Here is an 18089-nt window from a genome sequence, read left to right on the forward strand (position 1 = left end):
CCCAAAAACAGACCGTTACCAGCCCGTCATGCAAAAACCCGGCCGAAGCCGGGTTTTTTTGAAAAGATTCGAACGATTCGTCGCTCAGGCGCTGACGCGAATGTCTTCCGGTTCGCGCAGCACATAGCCGCGCCCCCAGACCGTTTCAATGTAGTTCTGACCGCCCGATGCCGCATCGAGCTTTTTGCGCAGCTTGCAGATGAAGACGTCGATGATCTTCAACTCAGGCTCGTCCATGCCGCCATAGAGGTGGTTGAGGAACATTTCCTTGGTCAGCGTGGTGCCTTTGCGCAGCGAAAGCAACTCCAGCATCTGGTATTCCTTGCCGGTCAGGTGCACGCGCTGGCCGCCGACTTCGACTGTCTTCGCATCGAGGTTGACCACCAGGTCGCCGGTGGTGATGACCGACTGGGCGTGGCCCTTGGAGCGCCGCACGATGGCATGAATGCGGGCAACCAGCTCATCCTTGTGGAACGGCTTGGTCATGTAGTCGTCTGCACCGAAGCCGAGGCCGCGCACCTTGTCCTCGATGCCGGCCATGCCGGAGAGGATGAGAATAGGTGTCTTGACCTTGGAAAGGCGAAGCGTTCTCAAGACCTCGTAGCCCGACATGTCAGGCAGGTTGAGATCGAGAAGAATGATATCGTAGTCGTAGAGCTTGCCTAGATCGACGCCCTCTTCACCGAGATCGGTCGTGTAGACGTTGAAACTTTCCGATTTCAGCATCAGTTCGATGCTTTGTGCGGTTGCACTGTCATCTTCTATCAGCAGAACACGCATTTCATTCCCCTTTTCTGCTGCCGGACCATTTCACGACCCGTCCGGACCCGGAGCAGTGGTTGCCTTGTGCAGAGGCTGCCATTGAATGGTTAACAAATCCTAATTTCCCGTCCATGACGGTACCAGATTTTTTAACCTCTTTCTACACCCTCTTGAATCTAATAACGAATCTCAGAACCAAATTCCTAATGCAACACATTAACAACCTGGACTAAGCGACTCCAGGGACTCATCGACGTCGCTTCCGCATCGGTGGCCGGAATTTTTACCCGGCCTTAAGTCCTGACCCGTATGATTAACAATGCCCGTAAACGAATGGTTACCGTCGGCAAAAAACTTTAGGGTTTTGTTTCCCATAGTTAGGGGAAAGGCGGTGGACACGGGTGCGGCCTGGGCGTTTCCAGGTGGTTTGGACGATAGATGCGGGTGTGCGTTTCCGGGAGTACCGAATCATGAAGTCACGTGAAAACCTCGTTCGGCTGAAACAGTTTCAGGTGAATGAGAAGCGGCGGCAGCTGCTGCAGCTCGACATGATGATCGCCGAGTTCGAACGCATGGCCGTCGAACTGGAGCTTCAGATCACCGCCGAGGAAAAGAAGGCCGGCATCACCGACATCAACCATTTCGCCTATCCGACCTTCGCCAAGGCGGCTCGCCTGCGCCGCGACAACCTCAGGAATTCCCAAAGCGACCTCGCCCAGCAGCGAAGCGCCGCCGAATCATTACTCGGCGAAGCTGAAGCGGAGCTTTCCAAGGCGGAAATGCTGGAATCGCGCGACACGAAGATCCGCGAAGCGGAAGTCGGTGGCCGCAGCGCCATGATCGGCTAAGACCTGGCGGTTTGCCGCGCCAACGCCCGCCATCAGGCTGGCGCATTGTCGCGGCTTGCGGCTCCGGCGTGAAAAATGAATCCGCCCTACGCGGCCCAATCCCCTTCACTCTCGGCAATTGCCCTTGCACGGGCATCCTTGATATCCGGCGCATGCTGCTCCGCCCATGACCTGATCTGGGTAAGCAGTCCCGCCAGGTTCTGGCCGAGCTCGGTCAATTCATATTCGACGCGCGGCGGAATGACCGGGAAGATCTCGCGCCGCACCAGGCCGTCGCGCTCGAGCACCCGCAGCGTCTGCGTCAGCATCTTCGGCGTGATGCCTTCGAGCTTGCGGGCGAGCTCGCCATTGCGCAGCCGGCCTTTGCGCAGCGCGCAAACCACCAGATAGACCCATTTGCTGGCCAGCATCTCCAGCACGGTGTGCGAAGGACACGTCCGCCGGAACGCATCATAGCCGAAACCGCAATCATCTTCACTATCCATGGGGTGCGTATATATCAGGAAGGTACATACTGGACAAGAGACTATTACTATCCAAATGATAGTGGCATCAACCGAGCAGGAGACATCTCAATGCGTGCCGTTATCCAGAAATCCGTCGGCGGACCCGACGTCCTTGTCATCGCCGATCAGCCGGATCCCACGCCAGAGGCCGGCGAAGTGCTGGTTCGCGTCAAGGCCGCAGGCATCAATCCGGTCGACGGCGCCGTCCGTGCCGGCTACTACCCCTTGCTCGGCGAGCCGCCCTTCATCCTGGGTTGGGACATCTCGGGAACTGTCGAAGCACTCGGCCCCGGCGTCACCGGCTTCAAGATCGGCGACGAGGTGTTCGGCATGCCGCGCTTCCCCAAGCAGGCGGCGGCCTATGCCGAGCTGGCTGCCGTGCCTGCCGATCAAATCGCACTGAAGCCGAAGGGCGCGGACCACCTCCAGACGGGCGCCTTGCCGCTGGCCGGCCTCACCGCCTGGCAAGGGCTTGTTCGTCACGGCCGACTGAAATCGGATCGGCGCGTATTGGTGCATGCGGGAGCTGGCGGCGTCGGTCATCTGGCGGTGCAGATCGCCAAGGCGCGCAGCGCCTACGTCGTCGCCACGGCCAGCCCGGGCAAGCTCGATTTCGTCCGCAAACTGGGCGCCGACGAAGTCATCGACTACACCAAGGGCGATTTCACCGATCAGATCCGCGACATCGATCTGGTGCTGGATCCAATGGGCGGCGACCACGCCCAACGCTCGCTGAAGGTGCTCAAGCGTGGCGGCGTGCTGGTGTCATTGCTCGATGTCAGCGACAACACAAGGGCCCAGGCCGGCGCGCGAGACATTCGGGTCGAGCGTATGTCCGTCGTGCCCGACAGTGAGGGCCTGCTGGAACTGGCTCGGTTGATCGATGCCAACAAGCTTGCCGTCCATGTGGCGAAGAGCTTCCCGCTGGACCATGCGGGAGCCGCTCACGCCTTCCTCGCCACCAAGCCGATCGGCAAGGTTGTGCTATCGCTCTGAGCGGGAGCGGTGAAAAACAGAAGGGCGCGGGGTTAGCCGCGCCCTTCGTCTAAATTCGCAATGGTCAGTGCCGGTATTGCTGGATGCGTGTGGTGCGCAGCCCGGCAAGGCCATATTCGTCGATCGACGCCTGCCAGGACAGGAATTCCTCGGTGGTGAGCTTGTAGCGTTGGCATGCCTCGTCCAGGCTCAAAAGCCCGCCGCGCACGGCCGCAACCACTTCCGCCTTACGCCGGATAACCCAGCGACGTGTATTGGTCGGCGGCAGATCGGCAATCGTAAGAGGGCTGCCGTCAGGCCCGATAACATATTTGACTCTCGGTCTAACCAGATCGGTCATCGTACTCTCTACAAAAAACTCAAAGACCCAATCCCCGCCACGTTACCGCCACAGCTTTAAAAATTGCCTAAGCAGACCCTAATGACTAGGTAAGGATCATGAACGCCGCGTTAGTCTTTTCGCCGGCATTTGAAACATCTGCCCGCAAACCCTGATTTGCCGGGGAAAATGCATCCCCTGGCGGAGATCGGACGCAACCGGTGAATCGCCCTGCACGCTGGCGCGCCGGTAAAGCTTGACCTATATTCTCGACATTGGCATTGAGGCGCCGTGCAGAACGAAAGCATCATGAACAGTCTCGATCTTCCCGGACGTCCCGAAAACACCCGCATCGTCGTCGCCATGTCGGGCGGTGTCGATTCCTCTGTCGTCGCCGGCCTGCTGAAACGTGAGGGCTACGACGTCGTCGGCGTCACCTTGCAGCTCTACGACCACGGCGCGGCGACGCACCGCGCCGGCTCATGCTGCGCCGGGCAGGACATCGACGATGCCCGCCGTGTCTCCGAGACGCTCGGCATCCCCCATTATGTGCTCGACTACGAGGAACGCTTCCGCAAGGCGGTTATCGATCCCTTCGCCGAGAGCTACGTCGCCGGCGAGACGCCGATCCCGTGCGTTTCCTGCAATCAGACGGTGAAGTTCGCCGACCTCCTGGCCACCGCCAAGGAGCTCGGCGCCGACGCGCTGGCCACCGGCCACTACATCCGTTCCGGCGCCAACGGCGCCCACCGCGCGCTCTACAGGCCGGTCGACGCCGACCGTGACCAGAGTTATTTCCTGTTCGCCACCACGCAGGCACAGATCGATTATCTGCGCTTTCCCCTTGGCGGCCTGCCGAAGCCTCAGGTTCGAGCCATTGCCGAGGAGATGGGGCTGGCGGTTGCCGCCAAGCAGGACAGTCAGGACATCTGCTTCGTGCCGCAGGGCAAGTATTCCGACATCATCGCCAAGCTGAAGCCAACCGCCGCCAATCCGGGCGACATCGTCCACATCGACGGCCGCGTGCTCGGCCGCCATGAGGGCATCCTGCGCTACACGATCGGCCAGCGCCGTGGCATCGGCATCGCTTCCGGCGAGCCGCTTTACGTCGTCCACCTCGATGCCGACCGCGCTCGCGTCGTGGTTGGCCCGCGCGAGGCGCTGGAGACGCACAAGATCTATCTGCGCAATATGAACTGGCTGGGCGACGGACCGCTCACAGACGTCCCTGCTGGCGGCCTGGAGCTGTTCGCCAAGGTCCGCTCGACGCGGCCGCCGCGCCCGGCCGTGCTGCATCATCGTGCCGGTGCCACATGGGTGGAACTGATCGACGGCGAGTCCGGCATCGCGCCGGGCCAGGCCTGCGTGCTCTACTCCGATGACGGCAACGAAGCTCGCGTGTTCGGCGGCGGCTTCATCGAGCGTTCGGAGCGTGGCGCCGAGGCCGAGGCGATGCTGACCCGGCTTGCCGCCAGGCCGGCCCAGATACCTGCCGAATAAGGTTCCCGCCGAATAATCCGCGCTTCAGGAATTCGACTTGGTGTGGGTGACCGTGCCGGCGGTCAGGATGCGCAGCACCCTGATCGCTTCCTCGCCGCTGGTACGCGGTTCGGCACGCGTCTCGATGCACTGGATAAAATGCTCCAGCTCGCGTGTCAGCGGCATGCCCTGGGCAACCGCGACATAGGACGGCTCATTGGTGGTGAAGGCCCATTGGCCGCTGTCCTGCCACACCGCGTGGCGGTAGACGGCTAGCTTGCGTTCCCATGGCTCGACGTCGTCGAACACCGCCATCGCCTTGGTGCCGACCACGGTCAGCCGCCGCTCGCGATAGGGGTTGAGCCGCGAGGTGAAGAGATGGCTGCGCAGGCCGTTGGGAAAGCGCATGTGCAGATGCGCGAAGTCGCTGAGACTGTCGAGCAGCGCGGCCCCCTCGCCGCGCACCTCGATCGGCTCGGTGCCGGTGATCGCCAGGATCATCGACAGATCGTGCGGCGCCAGGTCCCACAGCGCGTCGTTCTCTGTGTGGAACTTGCCGAGGCCGAGGCGGTGCGAGTGGATGTAGCGCACTTCGCCGAGTTCGCCCTTGTCGATCAGCCCTTTCAGCGTCTCGAAGGCGGGGTGGAACCGCAGGACATGGCCGACCATGAAGACGCGGCCATTGTCCTTGGCCGCCCGCACCGCGCGCTCGGCATCGGCAACCGTCAGCGCGATCGGCTTTTCCACCAGCACGTCCTTGCCGTTCTCGACGGCGCGTACCGCAAGGTCGGCATGGAATTGCGGCGGCAGCGCCATGACGATGGCGTCGATATCGTCACGCACGAACAACTGGTCCGGCTCGATCGCCAGGCAGTCCTGCTCGCTGGCGAAGCCTTCTGCCCGAGCCCGGTTGGTATCGGAGACCGCGTGCAGCGCGCCGAGCGCCTTGAGAGTGCGGATGTGGTTGCTGCCCCAGTATCCGCAACCGAGGACTGCTATGCGCGGCTTCATCTGTTTCAAACTCTAAAAACTCTTGGCCGAGACATAGCGACGTGCCCCTTCGAACTCAACCCCGGCGGCGGCAACCAAATGTCCGCACGGCAAAGCTTTTCGATAATGACGATAAGCCGGCAAGCCGGTTGCTTCGAAGCTTGACAGGCTCACCCTCCCAACCTTATATCCGCGCGACCTTGGCGAACGCCCCCGACATGCCTTTCGATTTGAGGCGGATTTCGGGTCTTTCGCCGCCCTGGCGGGGTAGCTCAGTTGGTTAGAGCACGGGAATCATAATCCTGGGGTCGGGGGTTCAAGTCCCTCTCCCGCTACCAAGTTCTTCACATTCGTTTTGATGCCGTCGGAAAGGCATTCTCTCCTGGCAGCACGGTGAGATGTCCCGCGATTTCGCTTCGGCGAATCCTGGCGCGATCGAAACGCTGACATTTCAATCAAGTCCAGTATCGCCTCTGCAGGAATCGGAATCGTCAGCCGGCCTGCTGCGGTGCGAGGAGCCCGCCTGTCGGCCGCGTATTATAGCAACATGCATATTAGCTATTCCTTGACAATCTGCCTAGGCTCTGGTTTCCTGATTTAACGGGTGTTTAACCAAGTTCGTTGCGTTTTTTACGGACGGTGTTCGCATGTCGACGTTGGTCGTGGCGGACCCGCGAGGGGTATATCTCGCCGGTCTGGAATGGGTTTTGCAGAAGGCTGGACACGATGTCGTCGCCCAGTGTCGCCGCCCTGTGGACGTTCTCGCTCATGTGGAGCGCCATCAGCCTGATATCGTCATCGTGGGCGTGGATCTCGCGGACCAGCAGACATCAGGTCTTTCCTCACGGCTGAAGGCCGGCAACAGCGCTCTCGGCATCATCTTCATCGTGCAGCCAACCGGCAGGCTCGATGTCAAGGAGATACAGACGCTCGACGTCGACGGCCTGTTTCTGGACGGCATCAGCCACCGCTTTCTCATCGAATGCGTGAATGCGGTGGCGGCGGGCAAGAAGTGGATCGACAACAAGATCGTCCAGCAACTGCTGATGCCCGGGTCGCAGCCGCAGCCAATGTCCCGGCTGACCGGGCGGGAGACCGAGATCGCCGATCTCGTCTCGCGCGGGCTGCGCAACAAGACCATCGCGCAGCGGCTGCATTTATCCGAAGGCACGGTGAAGATGCACCTGCATCACGTCTACGAGAAGCTGCACCTCGGCGGCCGGGCGGAACTTGCCTGGATGACGCACGGCAAAGGCTCCGGGCGTCCAGGAACGGGCCGAACCGGCCTGCTCTGAACACTCTCCACTCGCACCGACATTGTACGCACGGCAACGGCCGGAGAGCCGTCTGACGGCATCCGGCTCGTGCCTGCGCGACCTCCCGCAGCGCCCGCCAGCCTGATCTATCGAAGGATATATATCGTTCGATCAGGCGCGGACATTGACCGCAATACTATCCAAGCGGGAATGGACGCGCCCTCTTCATTGGCGGCACGATGAGGCATGGGGACGAAATCCATCACGCGACCGGATGCACTGGGGTAGGTGCATTTCCGGCATCCGGGAGCTGGTTCCCTTTTCTTGAAGCGTTTTCAACCAAGGAGAACCTCCATGGCCCTCGACATCGCGGCCCAAGACATCATCATCGACGAAACCACCGGTCTTCAGGACAGTGATATTGATCCGTCCGATCCGTTGTACAGTGGCAATCTCACGCTGCAATATCTTCTGGGCCTCGGCACCGCACTGGAAGTCGCCTTCAAGGCCGACTTCGTGCAGGCCACGGGGGACGCAGGGGAAATCATCACCTCGGTCGTTCTCACGCAGAACCTCGACGGAGACCTGTTTTCCCCCACCGAAGGCGTGAACAGCGGCATTCGGACGGTCGATGGCAATTATGTGTGGCTGTTCCAGGATTCAACTGATCCAAACGTCGTGATCGGCGTCATTGGCACTGACGACCCGACTTTTGAGCCCGTCGAGACCGGGCCTCTCGCCTTCTCGTTTGGGCTCGACCCCACCAGCTCCACCAACGCGGATTTGTACTTGGTTGAGTATGTGCCGTTGCTCCATCCGCTCGGCGGGGACAGCAACCCGGATGACCGCATCGATTTGACCAATATGGTATTCGCATCGATCGAGGGGACCTCCGAGATCAGTTTCTCAGGCCAGGACGCCGCTCCCGGCAATCACGATTTCTACCTGATTAACTCGCCCGATGACGCTTCCAAGCAGCTTCTGGTGATAGGTCTGAACGGTGGCACCGCCAACGTGAGTAAACAAGGCTTCGGCATCGACAATCAGAGCATCAATCCGGGCGAAACGCTGCAGGTCGATTTTGTGACCGGCGGCGACCTGAGCGCAGGTACTGCTTCGCAGATCCAGTACGACAACCATATCGAGACTATCACGCAGGCTGGGTTCACCATCAACCAGATCACGCCTTCCACTTTTGATAAGCGCGTGGACATCACGATTACGGCCTCGAACAATACGGACAACGATCAAGGCACGAACTTCTTTGACGGCACTGCTACCAACCCCGTCGATATCGTCAGCATCAAGTTGACGGGAGAATCGGGATTTGCCGCCACCATCACCGCCGATGGCGACTACGTCACGGCGAGCGGCACGATCCACGTCTCAGGGCTTACTGGCACTGGGAACGCAGTCACCATCACCGGGCTGGATAACATCACAACCGTCGATATCACAACCGCCAGCCCAATGGACCGGCTGACCGTTACGGGGGTCGATGCAAACGAAGGGTTAGACATCACCGAGTTCCATTTCTCGGCGACGACCACCAACGCCCACACCGAAGAGGTCGGCTCCCTCATCAACTTCGACGATGACGGGCCGGCGGTGACAGCGGACGGCACCGTTCCGCCGCTGATTACCGACGATACCGACATTCCCGATACTGCATCGGCAAGCTTCGCGTCGGTCTTCAGCGTCGATGCCGGCGCCGATGGCCTGGACGGCGTCACCTATGCGCTCGACGTCAAGAGCGCCGGTGTCGACAGCGGCCTCGACGACACGCTCAGCGGCGACAACATCCTGCTGCGCGTCAACCTCAATGGCCAAGTGGAAGGTTACCTGGAGAACGACACGGCTACGGTCGCCTTCCTGATCACCGTCGATGCCACCGGCGAGGTAACGCTGACCCAGAACCGCGCGATCGTCCATGACGATCCGGCAGATTCGGTGGAGAGCGGTCTTTCGGCGGCGGCACTTGCCGCGGCCGACCTCGTGACACTGACCGCGACTGCCACCGATGGTGATGGCGACACCGACGCTGCAACCGCCAATATCGGCGACGCCTTCCACTTCGAGGATGACGGGCCGACCGTGACCGCTGACGGCACGATTCCGACGCTGACCACCGACGACAGCGATCTTTCCGATACCACATCGGCAGGCTTCGCTTCCGCCTTCAGCACCGACCTCGGCGCCGACGGCGGCGCCGTCACCTATGAACTCGACGTCAAGAGCGCAGGCGTCGACAGCGGCCTCGACGACACGCTCAGCGGCGACAACATTCTGCTGCGTCTCAACGCCAGCGGCGAGGTCGAAGGCTATCTGGCGAACGCCACAGGCACGGTCGCCTTCCTGATCAGCGTCGATGAGAACACCGGCGAGGTGACGCTGACCCAGAACCGCTCGGTCATCCATAACGATCCGGCAGATCCCGTGGAGAGCGGCGCTTCGGCGGCGGTACTTGCCGCGGCCGATCTGGTTACGCTGACCGCGACCGCCACCGATGGTGACGGCGATACCGCCGAGGCAACAGCCAACATCGGCACTGCCTTTACCTTCGAGGACGACGGCCCGACGATCACGGTGCCATTCGACGGTGACCCCGGTACCGCAGGTATCCAGCACGAGACCCTGGCCAACACGCTCAACGCGTCGGCCACCGGAGCCTTCGGGTACGACATCGGCGCGGATGCCCACACGGCCGCGTTCTACACGGGCGGCGGTTCTGACTTTGTCGACCAGAATGGCGCGCTTCCCGGCGTCCAGATCGGACTCAGCGGCACGATCGCCGGCGGCGGCGGAGGGAGTATCCTCACCTCGGACGTGACGCTCTCGTCGGAAAGTGCCACTTCCGCAACGTTCGACTTCACCTTCACCTACGACAAGGATCCAGCGGCTGGCACCCAGACCGGCACGGCGGGCGGCACCTTGGTCTTCGACAAGGTTCTTGACACTTATACCATCACACTGACCGACCCGCTCGAAGGCTTCAGCTTCGACCTAATCCACACCAGTGAGCTCTTGTCCAAGCAGCCCACAAGCAACGTGGGCCACCCGCAGATCGTATTGGAAAAGTTGCAGGCGGATGACCCGAACACGGCGGCTGACGAAGACTTCTTCGTGCAGTTCACCGGCAACGCGATCAACAAAGCCAACCCGTTCAGCTTGACGATCGATGGCGAGGGGAAATCCTCATCTGTCCCCCCTGACACCGTCTTCACCGGCGCTGCTCACGACATGGTGAGCAACAACAACGAAACGTGGGTGTCCGCGACGCAGAGCACCAACGGTGTCGCCGGCGACACGATCCAGAAAGGCGAACTGCTCACCTTGCGGTTCTTCAACAGCAACGTCGGTATCGCGAGCGAGGCTACCGACCCGACGGCCGTCGCCGGCAGTATGGCCATCAAGTTCGACGGCATTGGCAACAGCGAGGACCTGATGCTGATCCTCGACCTGGTCGACAACGGTGCCGATAACATCTTCGGCACCGCGGACGACATCTCGATCACGCGGGCTATGTACGTGTCGAACGGCGACATCTTTAAGACGGGTCTGGTCCCATCCCCCTACAACTCAGAGTTCACGCTCGACAACAATGACGGCCTCGTGATCATCGAGCAGAACGACTACAACGCAGCCGGCGAAGAGTACTTGCTGCAGGGTGTCCAGATCATGCAGTCGGGCAACGGGATCACCGGCACGGCGATCGACCTGAACGGGGCGACCGGCTCAAGCGGCGGCAGCTTTGCGACCACCAACCTGGTGAACTTCGACGCCGTCGACAACGACGTGCTGAAGATCACGGACATCGCCTTCAGCACGACCGTGACCGAGACGCCGGATGCCAACCTCGACTTCGCCTTCCAAGTGGCGGACGCGGACGGGGATATGACAGACGTCCAGCACATACTTGTTGACGTCGCCTGACACTTGACCATGGGGGCAGCGAACGCTGCCCCCCATGCGCCGCCCGCGATCTCTTGCATGGGGATGTCCTCTAAATGATGAAAACCAAGCAACAGCCCCCTGCCCTGCAGGTGGTGATCAAAGAGGCCAAACGCGCCATCCGGCCGCTTGTCTGGTTCAGTGGGGGCATCAACGTGCTGATGCTGACCGGGGCGTTTTATATGCTCCAGGTCTACCACCGCGTACTCGGCAGCCATAGCCTAGAGACGCTGGTGATGCTGTCGCTGATGGCGGCGACGGCGCTCGCGACGCTCGCGGGGTTGGAAGTTGTGCGCGGGCGTCTGTTGGCCAAGGTCGGGTCATGGATGAACGCAAGGTTGGGCCCAGTCCTCCTGACCGCATCGGTGGAATACGCCGCTTCTGCCCCAGGCCAGATCAACGCGCGACCACTGCGCGACCTCGACCAGGTGCGGAATTTCTTGACCAGCCCGAGCATCTTCCCGATCCTCGACGCACCCTGGGCACCGATCTTCTTCGCCGCGATCTTCCTCATGCACCCATGGCTGGGCTGGCTGGCTCTTTGCGGCGGGCTCGTGCTGTTCGCACTCGCGTTGCTGAACGAGTACATCACCCGCAAGCCGTTGACCGAGGCCACAAGCGCTCAGTCGCGGGCATACACACAGGCTGAGGCAGCGATCCGCAACGCCGAAGTCGTACAGGCGATGGGCATGCTGAAGCCCCTGCTGGAGGGTTGGAAGGCGCATCAGGACGAGGCAAACAGAGGACAGGTTCTTGCCGCCAACAGGGGCGGCGTCATTGCGGCCATCGCTCGTTGCCACCGGCTGGCCCTGCAGATGGCCATCCTCGGCCTCGGCGCTTATCTGGTCCTTCGCAACGAGGCTTCACCCGGCATCATGATCTCCGCCTCGATCCTGATGGGCCGTGCGTTGGCTCCTGTCGAGCAAGCGATCGCCACCTGGAAGGCGACGGTCGGAGCGCGTGCCGCTTACCGGCGTCTCACCGCGGTCGCCGGACAGCGCCAGGAGGCCACGCCTGTTCTGCCACTGCCACGACCCAAAGGCAGGTTTGAGGCCGACAACCTTGTGCTTGCCCGTCAGGGCGGCGAACCGATCCTGAAGGGCGTCAGCTTCCAGCTCAAGCCTGGCGAAGCGATGGCGTTGATCGGCCCGAGCGGCGCCGGCAAGACAAGCCTGGCGCGAATCCTTGCCGGTGCATGGCGTCCGACCGGAGGGCGTGCGTTGCTTGACGGCATGAGCATTGTCGAATGGGCGGCCGAGGACAGGGGTCGACACGTCGGCTATTTGCCACAGGATATCGAACTCTTCGCCGGCACCGTCTCCGAGAACATCGCCCGTTTCGCGTCGCTCAACCCGGCGGTCTTCAGCAATGTGGTCAAGGCCGCGCAGTTGGCCGGCGTCCACGAACTGATCAAGGGGTTGCCGAAGGGCTACGCCACCGAGATCGGTGAAGGTGGTGCGGCCTTGTCCGGCGGGCAACGCCAGCGCATCGGGCTGGCGCGGGCACTCTACGGCGACCCGGCGTTCCTTATCCTTGACGAGCCTAACTCCAATCTCGACCACGAGGGAGAGCAAGCACTGGCGACAGTCATCGGCGGGCTCAAGGCGGCAGGGACGACCCTGATCCTGATCTCGCACCGGCCAAGCATTCTGGAAAAGGTCGACAAGGTGTTGGTGCTTAGCCATGGCGCACAGGATCTGTTCGGGCCACGCGACGCCGTGTTCGGCGAACTCGCCAACCGCGCCCGCAAGGTCACCCAGATGCCAAAGGCAGCCCAACTACCAACCCTCGAAGTGGTCAAGGAAGTCAAGGAAGTCGACGACAGCAAAGAGGTCAAGGAAGCATGAGCCGTTCCCCAGCATTGAACGTCGTGCCATTACCCGTCGCGCCGCCCTCCCTCCTGGAACCGGTACCCCTGCGTCTGGCCAGCGTGAAGTTCACCGGGTTCGCGATCATGTTCCTGTTCTTCGGCGTGGCCGGGGGCTGGGCGGCGCTGGCACCGCTGGACAGCGCCGCTGTGGCGCCGGGCGTTATCAAGGTCGCCGGCGACCGCAAGCTCATCCAGCACCTCGAGGGCGGCATCATCGCGGGGTTGAACGCCGCCAACGGGGATATCGTCAAGGCGGGCAAGATCCTCATCCGGCTCGACGACACGCAGGCAAAGGCGCAACTTGACCTGGTCCAGAACCGGATAGCAACGCGTGAGGCGCTGGCCGCGCGTCTCAGGGCCGAGCGTGACGGCAAGGCCGAGATCGAATTCAATCCGGCGTTGCTCGCAAACCCCGCCACGGCCGTGAAGGACGCGGTGGCCGCACAGCGTGACGTGTTTGCCGCGAAGCACCACAATCTGAAGGACGAGCGGGAAATTCTCGGCCAGCGCCGTCACCAGGTCGAGGAAGAGATAACGGGACTGGAGCAGCTTATCGTCACCGAAGACAAACAGATCGAGGCAATCGAGGATGAAAGCAAAGACCTTGAGGGGCTGCTCAAGAAAGGGCTGACCACCCGCGAACGGAACCTATTGCTCAGACGCCAACAGCGGGAGATCGAGGGGGAGCGCGCTACCAACATTGCCGCAATCGCCCGTGCCGGAAGCGCCATGGCCGAGATTGATACGCAAATCCTGAACCTCAACACAGTGCGCCTGAACCAGGCCGTCGACGAGTTGAGCAAGGTCGAGGCGGAGTTGTTCGACCTCGGACAGCAGGAGCGTTCCGCCGCGGACGTGCTTACCCGCACCGATGTCGTCGCACCGGTTGACGGCATTGTCATGGATCTGAAGGTCCATACGGCGGGCGGTGTCGTGAAACCCGGTGAGACATTGATGACCATCGTGCCGCTCGGACAGCAACTCGTGGTCGAGGCTATGGTCAAGCCGGAGGATGTCGAGACGATCGCACCCGGACAGCTCGCGCGCGTCAGCTTCCCGGCCTTCGCCCGCTACAACCTGCCGCCACTCGAAGGTGTCGTGGAGATCGTGTCGGCTGACCGCATGGTTGAGGAACGCAGCGGCGCACCTTATTTCGCCGCGACGGTTGTGATCGACAAAAGCGAACTCGGCAAGCTGGAGAGCCGCAAGCTGCTGCCCGGCATGTCGAGCGAGACGATGATCCGGACAGGTGCCCGCACCGTGCTCTCTTATCTCGCCGAGCCGATCACGCAGAACTTCCGCCGGGCCATGCGGGAAAAATAGCCGTAGGCCGCTGAACCGGCTTCAGGAAAGCAACATTCGCCCGGCCGTGATCGCCAGGAAGAACGCAAAGGCAAGTTTCAGGTAGCGCCGGTTGAGCGCGTGGGCGAGCCTTGCACCCAGGGGTGCAAACAGGAAGCTCACCGGCGCTATGATGGCAACCGCCGGCAGGCTGACGTAACCCAGGCTGAGCGGAGGCCTGCCGGCGATTTCAAGACCCGCCCAGATGAAGCCGGCCACTGCCGGAAGCGCGATAAGCAGGCCAAGCGCCGACGATGTGCCGACGGCCCGGTGCACCGGAAAGGAGAAGCTGGAAAGCGTCGGCACTGACAGTGTGCCGCCGCCAATTCCCATGAGCGAAGAGACAAAGCCGATCACAGCAGCGATCGCGCGGTTGATCCAGCCGCTTTGCGGCAGGTGATCGGAGATCACGAGGTGCTTCGGCAACGCCATGTTGACGGCCACCAGCAGGCCGACCACGCCGAAGACCAGCCGCAAGCCGGCGCCCGGGATGAATTTCGACATGATGCCGCCGACGAGGGCACTGGCGAAAATGGCCGGTCCCCACAGAGTGAGCAGAGGCCGATCGACATTGCCGCGCCTGTTGTGCGAACGCATCGACGAGATCGAGGTGGGGATGATGACCGCGAGCGAGGTCGCGACCGCCAGATGGCTGATCACAGCAGGCGAAAAGTGGAACAGGCTAAGCACCCAGAACAGCACCGGGACGATGACGATGCCGCCGCCGACTCCCAGCAGACCGGCGAGCACGCCGGAGGCCATTCCGGTCATGGCCAGGCCGGCGACCAGCATTGCAATCGTCAGCCCGTCGAAAACCGACGTGTCGAATCCGAAGTCCACCGTGATTTCCCTTTGATAGGCCGCGCCCGTCCGCTGCTGCGACCGCGATGCAGGTCACCCCGAAATGCGCAACAGTTTTTGCGATACGCTTTGGCTAGTGGCGCACCATCCCGGCGTCGACATTGAGCGTCTGGCCCGTGATCCAGCGCGCATCGTCGGAGGCCAGGAACGAGACCACGTCGGCAATATGTTCCGGCTGCCCTTTGCCTTTCATGGCCTGAAGCATCTCGACGAAGCCGAACGCCTCGTTGTGCGGGCTCGCCTTGACGCCGTCGCTCTCGATCAGGCCGGGCGTCACCGCATTGGCGGTGATGTTGTATTTGCCAAGCTCGGTGGCGAGCGCCCTGGTGAAACCGATGACGCCACCCTTGGCCGCGACATAGGCCGCCATGTTCGGCGTGCCGGCAAAGAAGGTGTTGGACGCGATGCTGATCACCCGTCCGGCCTTCCCCGCCGCACGCATCTGGTCCGTACCGGCACGGCTGACGATAAAAGTGCCGGTCAGGTTGACGTCGATGATCTTGCGCCAATGGTCGAGATCGACATCGTCCCAGGCGACGAACGGCACGATGCTGGCATTGTTGACCAGAATATCGATGCCCCCGGTCAGGGCCTGGATTTCGGCGAAGAGTGCCTTGACGGATGCCGGATCGGAAATGTCGGCGGCGATCGCCCTCGCCTTTCCGCCTATCGCCGCGGCCGCCGCCCCGGCGCCTTCGGCATTGATGTCGCTGACGATGACGGTTGCCCCATCGGCGGCAAGCCGCGCGGCGATCGCCTTGCCGATACCCTGCGCGGCGCCCGTAACCAGGGCCGTCTTTCCCGCAAGCCGTTCAGTCATGAAAATGCTCCCTCAATTCGTGATCTGGTGATGTCTGTTCAAGCGTCGGCGTCGATCACGGCCAGCGCCGCGTCGATGCCCTTGCCGATCGCCAGTTTCTGGCCGGCCGCGTTCATGGCGCCGCCAAGTGCCGTCAGCGCCGCGATCGCGTAGATCGGCTGGGCGGTCGGACCCATATGGCCGATGCGTGTCAGCTTCCCCAATGTTTCGCCGCGGCCCGATGAGAAGACGACGCCGTAACGGGCGCGCACGGCTTGGCGAAGCGCTTTCTCGTCGACACCTTCGGGCGTGCGGACAGCGGTCGTGGTCGGCGACGCGATGCTGTCGCTGGCAGCCCAGATCGACAGACCCATCGCGGCAACGCCGGCGCGCATGGCCTTGGCGGTGAGTGCATGGCGCCCCCACACAGCCTCCGGTCCCTCATTGAGATAGAGGTCGAGCGCGACATCGAGCCCGTTGATCTCCGAGACCGACGGCGTGAATGGAAACGGCTTGTCCCGCGACCACGCATGCTCCCAGTCGACGATGCTGAGCATCGACGCGCGCGGCGCCAGGGGATTGGCCTTCATCTTGGCCCAGGCCCGCTCGCTGACACCCATCATCGTCAGGCCGGGAGGCGCGCCCAGGCATTTGTTCGGGCCGGTGACATATATATCGGCCTTGCAATCCTCGGGATGCGTCTTCATGCCGCCAAAGGACGAGACGGCATCGACGATGAGATAGCCGCCATGCGCTGAAACCAGCGCACCGATGGCGTCGATCGGATTGACGGTGCCGGACGGCGTGTCGTGGTGGCAGACGGAAACGACGGTGATCTCCGGATGCGCCTTCAGCATTGCCTCGACCTCCTGCGGATCGATCGCCTCGTTATAGGGCACCTCGATCTCGAGCAGATGTGGCGAATAGCGCTTCGCCCAATAGCCGAACCCCTTGCCGTAAACGCCTGAGGCAAGGTTGAGCACGACATCGTCCGGCGTGATCAGCGAGGCCGCGGCGGCCTCCAGGCCAAGCACGGGCTCGCCATGCAGGATGACCGGCTTGTTCGACAGCCGCATCGCCTTTTGCGCCTTGTCGACCACACCCTCGTAGAAGAGCTGGAACGCCGGGTCGTAGTCGTAGAGCACCGTGCGCCCGAGGCCGCGCAGCACTTCGGCATAGGCGTTCACCGGCCCCGCGGTCAGGGTGATGACCGGATCGGCGTGTTCGAGATAGCGCATCGTCTTGTCTCCCGATTGCAGGCGGTCAGCCGTAGAATTGCGTGCCGGTCCTGTAGGTCTTGAAGTTGTCCATGTCGTGCGAGTACATCAACTCGGCGCCATGGTCCTCGGCGAGTTTCTTCACCTTGCGCATCGAATTGACGCCCGCCACCGGATCGATGTGGAAGGCCGCCTGGCACAGCGTTTCAAGGCTCTTCTGCGTATAGGCCGCGTCGATGGTGAACATGATCGGCTTGCGCTTGGGGAACTCTACCAGCAGGCTGTAATGGCCGATCGAATGACCGGGCGTCGAGATCAGCCGGACACCCCTGGCAAGCTCGACGTCGCCATCGACGCCTTCAAAGGTCGAGTTCGCCCGTGTCGTGCCCGCCAGCAATTGCCCGGTCGCGCCACGCGCTTCGGCAGCCTCCGCCGAAAAGCTCAGATCGGAATAGCCGAGATGTTCGAAGGGCTCGGGATTGCAGGCCTGCGGCACTTCGGTCCGGTGACAGATCTTCTTGGCATGCGGAAAATACTTGTTGCCGCCGCAATGGTCGAAGTGGAAATGCGAATTGACGACGACGTCGATGTCCTTCGGTTCGAGGCCGAGCAGCGCCAGGGCGCCTGGGATGGTCTGGTGCTTTTCCTGGATCGGCTTTTCGAACGGCAGCACCTTCATCACGTGGTCGTAGTCGTAGCCGGTGTCGATGAGGAACCGACCCTCGGCATGCTCGATCAGGATCGAATAGACGGGGAAGCGCACTTCACCGCCAGGGCCGCGATTCCAGAACACATGATAGCCGTCGAGAACGAGCGAGCCGCCGTCGAGCAGGTAGACCTTGGTATCCGACATTCTTGCCTCCTTTATTGGCGCGGGTCCCGTCCGCGCATGAA

Annotated in this window: 15 protein-coding genes and 1 tRNA gene; 8 read left to right on the forward strand and 8 right to left on the reverse strand. The window is 62.0% G+C overall.

Annotated features, from left to right (window positions below):
* Positions 1-84: 84 nt before the first annotated feature.
* Positions 85-780, reverse strand: a complete 696-nt coding sequence (gene ctrA / locus NKI99_RS08345; RefSeq protein ID WP_006203583.1) for a response regulator transcription factor CtrA — start codon at positions 778-780, stop codon at positions 85-87.
* Positions 781-1232: 452 nt separating this feature from the next.
* Between ctrA and NKI99_RS08350 the strand changes: the two genes are divergently transcribed.
* Positions 1233-1610, forward strand: coding sequence for a flagellar export protein FliJ (locus NKI99_RS08350; RefSeq protein ID WP_013529907.1), 378 nt, complete (start codon positions 1233-1235; stop codon positions 1608-1610).
* Positions 1611-1696: 86 nt separating this feature from the next.
* On the opposite strand, the gene NKI99_RS08355 is transcribed toward NKI99_RS08350, so the two are convergent.
* Entirely contained in the window at positions 1697-2095 is a 399-nt protein-coding gene (locus NKI99_RS08355; RefSeq protein ID WP_023809911.1) for a winged helix-turn-helix transcriptional regulator, read from the reverse strand.
* Between the two features lie 90 nt (positions 2096-2185).
* Between NKI99_RS08355 and NKI99_RS08360 the strand changes: the two genes are divergently transcribed.
* A complete protein-coding gene (locus tag NKI99_RS08360; protein WP_023809912.1) occupies positions 2186-3112 on the forward strand; it encodes an NADP-dependent oxidoreductase in 927 nt (308 codons plus the stop codon).
* Positions 3113-3176: 64 nt separating this feature from the next.
* On the opposite strand, the gene sciP is transcribed toward NKI99_RS08360, so the two are convergent.
* Positions 3177-3452: a CtrA inhibitor SciP gene (sciP, locus tag NKI99_RS08365; RefSeq protein ID WP_013529904.1), complete on the reverse strand. Its 276-nt coding sequence runs from the start codon at positions 3450-3452 to the stop codon at positions 3177-3179.
* Between the two features lie 288 nt (positions 3453-3740).
* On the opposite strand from sciP, the gene mnmA reads away from it, so the two are divergent.
* On the forward strand, positions 3741-4931 hold the full coding sequence (mnmA, locus tag NKI99_RS08370; protein ID WP_023809913.1) for a tRNA 2-thiouridine(34) synthase MnmA: 1191 nt from the start codon (positions 3741-3743) through the stop codon (positions 4929-4931).
* Positions 4932-4955: 24 nt separating this feature from the next.
* On the opposite strand, the gene NKI99_RS08375 is transcribed toward mnmA, so the two are convergent.
* A complete protein-coding gene (locus NKI99_RS08375) occupies positions 4956-5921 on the reverse strand; it encodes a Gfo/Idh/MocA family protein (RefSeq protein WP_352610520.1) in 966 nt (321 codons plus the stop codon).
* A 240-nt stretch (positions 5922-6161) separates the two neighbouring features.
* Here NKI99_RS08375 and NKI99_RS08380 point away from each other — a divergent pair.
* The 5 genes from NKI99_RS08380 (at position 6162) to NKI99_RS08400 (ending at position 14300) form a co-directional block, all read left to right on the forward strand.
* Positions 6162-6238 (forward strand) — tRNA-Met (locus tag NKI99_RS08380).
* Positions 6239-6547: 309 nt separating this feature from the next.
* Positions 6548-7195 carry a response regulator transcription factor gene (locus NKI99_RS08385; RefSeq protein WP_352610521.1) on the forward strand — a complete coding sequence of 216 codons (648 nt, stop codon included), beginning with the start codon at positions 6548-6550 and terminating at the stop codon, positions 7193-7195.
* 315 nt (positions 7196-7510) lie between these two features.
* Positions 7511-11089 carry a DUF5801 repeats-in-toxin domain-containing protein gene (locus NKI99_RS08390; protein ID WP_352610522.1) on the forward strand — a complete coding sequence of 1193 codons (3579 nt, stop codon included), beginning with the start codon at positions 7511-7513 and terminating at the stop codon, positions 11087-11089.
* A 77-nt stretch (positions 11090-11166) separates the two neighbouring features.
* Positions 11167-12954: a type I secretion system permease/ATPase gene (locus NKI99_RS08395; RefSeq protein ID WP_352610543.1), complete on the forward strand. Its 1788-nt coding sequence runs from the start codon at positions 11167-11169 to the stop codon at positions 12952-12954.
* On the forward strand, positions 12951-14300 hold the full coding sequence (locus NKI99_RS08400) for an HlyD family type I secretion periplasmic adaptor subunit (RefSeq protein WP_352610523.1): 1350 nt from the start codon (positions 12951-12953) through the stop codon (positions 14298-14300). Before NKI99_RS08395 ends, NKI99_RS08400 begins: the two co-directional genes overlap by 4 nt.
* A gap of 21 nt (positions 14301-14321) precedes the next feature.
* Here NKI99_RS08400 and NKI99_RS08405 read toward each other — a convergent pair whose 3' ends face one another.
* From NKI99_RS08405 to pldA, 4 genes are all read right to left on the reverse strand, one after another.
* Complete coding sequence (locus NKI99_RS08405; RefSeq protein ID WP_352610524.1) at positions 14322-15158, reverse strand: sulfite exporter TauE/SafE family protein; 837 nt, start codon at positions 15156-15158, stop codon at positions 14322-14324.
* 94 nt (positions 15159-15252) lie between these two features.
* Positions 15253-15999: a pyridoxal 4-dehydrogenase, SDR-type gene (pldH, locus tag NKI99_RS08410; RefSeq protein ID WP_027039485.1), complete on the reverse strand. Its 747-nt coding sequence runs from the start codon at positions 15997-15999 to the stop codon at positions 15253-15255.
* Between the two features lie 38 nt (positions 16000-16037).
* Positions 16038-17216: a pyridoxamine--pyruvate transaminase gene (gene ppaT / locus NKI99_RS08415; RefSeq protein ID WP_352610525.1), complete on the reverse strand. Its 1179-nt coding sequence runs from the start codon at positions 17214-17216 to the stop codon at positions 16038-16040.
* 25 nt (positions 17217-17241) lie between these two features.
* Positions 17242-18048 carry a 4-pyridoxolactonase gene (gene pldA, locus NKI99_RS08420; RefSeq protein ID WP_127290290.1) on the reverse strand — a complete coding sequence of 269 codons (807 nt, stop codon included), beginning with the start codon at positions 18046-18048 and terminating at the stop codon, positions 17242-17244.
* Positions 18049-18089 lie beyond the last annotated feature (41 nt).

Source organism: Mesorhizobium sp. M0239 (assembly GCF_040321815.1).
In the GTDB taxonomy this organism is placed as follows: domain Bacteria; phylum Pseudomonadota; class Alphaproteobacteria; order Rhizobiales; family Rhizobiaceae; genus Mesorhizobium.

Excerpts from the sequence above, each read along its gene's own strand:
- ctrA (WP_006203583.1), bottom strand. The coding sequence starts at position 780 with ATGCGTGTTCTGCTGATAGAAGATGACAGTGCAACCGCACAAAGCATC.
- NKI99_RS08350 (WP_013529907.1), top strand. The coding sequence starts at position 1,233 with ATGAAGTCACGTGAAAACCTCGTTCGGCTGAAACAGTTTCAGGTGAAT.
- NKI99_RS08355 (WP_023809911.1), bottom strand. The coding sequence starts at position 2,095 with ATGGATAGTGAAGATGATTGCGGTTTCGGCTATGATGCGTTCCGGCGG.
- NKI99_RS08360 (WP_023809912.1), top strand. The coding sequence starts at position 2,186 with ATGCGTGCCGTTATCCAGAAATCCGTCGGCGGACCCGACGTCCTTGTC.
- sciP (WP_013529904.1), bottom strand. The coding sequence starts at position 3,452 with ATGACCGATCTGGTTAGACCGAGAGTCAAATATGTTATCGGGCCTGAC.
- mnmA (WP_023809913.1), top strand. The coding sequence starts at position 3,741 with ATGAACAGTCTCGATCTTCCCGGACGTCCCGAAAACACCCGCATCGTC.
- NKI99_RS08375 (WP_352610520.1), bottom strand. The coding sequence starts at position 5,921 with ATGAAGCCGCGCATAGCAGTCCTCGGTTGCGGATACTGGGGCAGCAAC.
- NKI99_RS08385 (WP_352610521.1), top strand. The coding sequence starts at position 6,548 with ATGTCGACGTTGGTCGTGGCGGACCCGCGAGGGGTATATCTCGCCGGT.
- NKI99_RS08390 (WP_352610522.1), top strand. The coding sequence starts at position 7,511 with ATGGCCCTCGACATCGCGGCCCAAGACATCATCATCGACGAAACCACC.
- NKI99_RS08395 (WP_352610543.1), top strand. The coding sequence starts at position 11,167 with ATGAAAACCAAGCAACAGCCCCCTGCCCTGCAGGTGGTGATCAAAGAG.
- NKI99_RS08400 (WP_352610523.1), top strand. The coding sequence starts at position 12,951 with ATGAGCCGTTCCCCAGCATTGAACGTCGTGCCATTACCCGTCGCGCCG.
- pldH (WP_027039485.1), bottom strand. The coding sequence starts at position 15,999 with ATGACTGAACGGCTTGCGGGAAAGACGGCCCTGGTTACGGGCGCCGCG.
- ppaT (WP_352610525.1), bottom strand. The coding sequence starts at position 17,216 with ATGCGCTATCTCGAACACGCCGATCCGGTCATCACCCTGACCGCGGGG.
- pldA (WP_127290290.1), bottom strand. The coding sequence starts at position 18,048 with ATGTCGGATACCAAGGTCTACCTGCTCGACGGCGGCTCGCTCGTTCTC.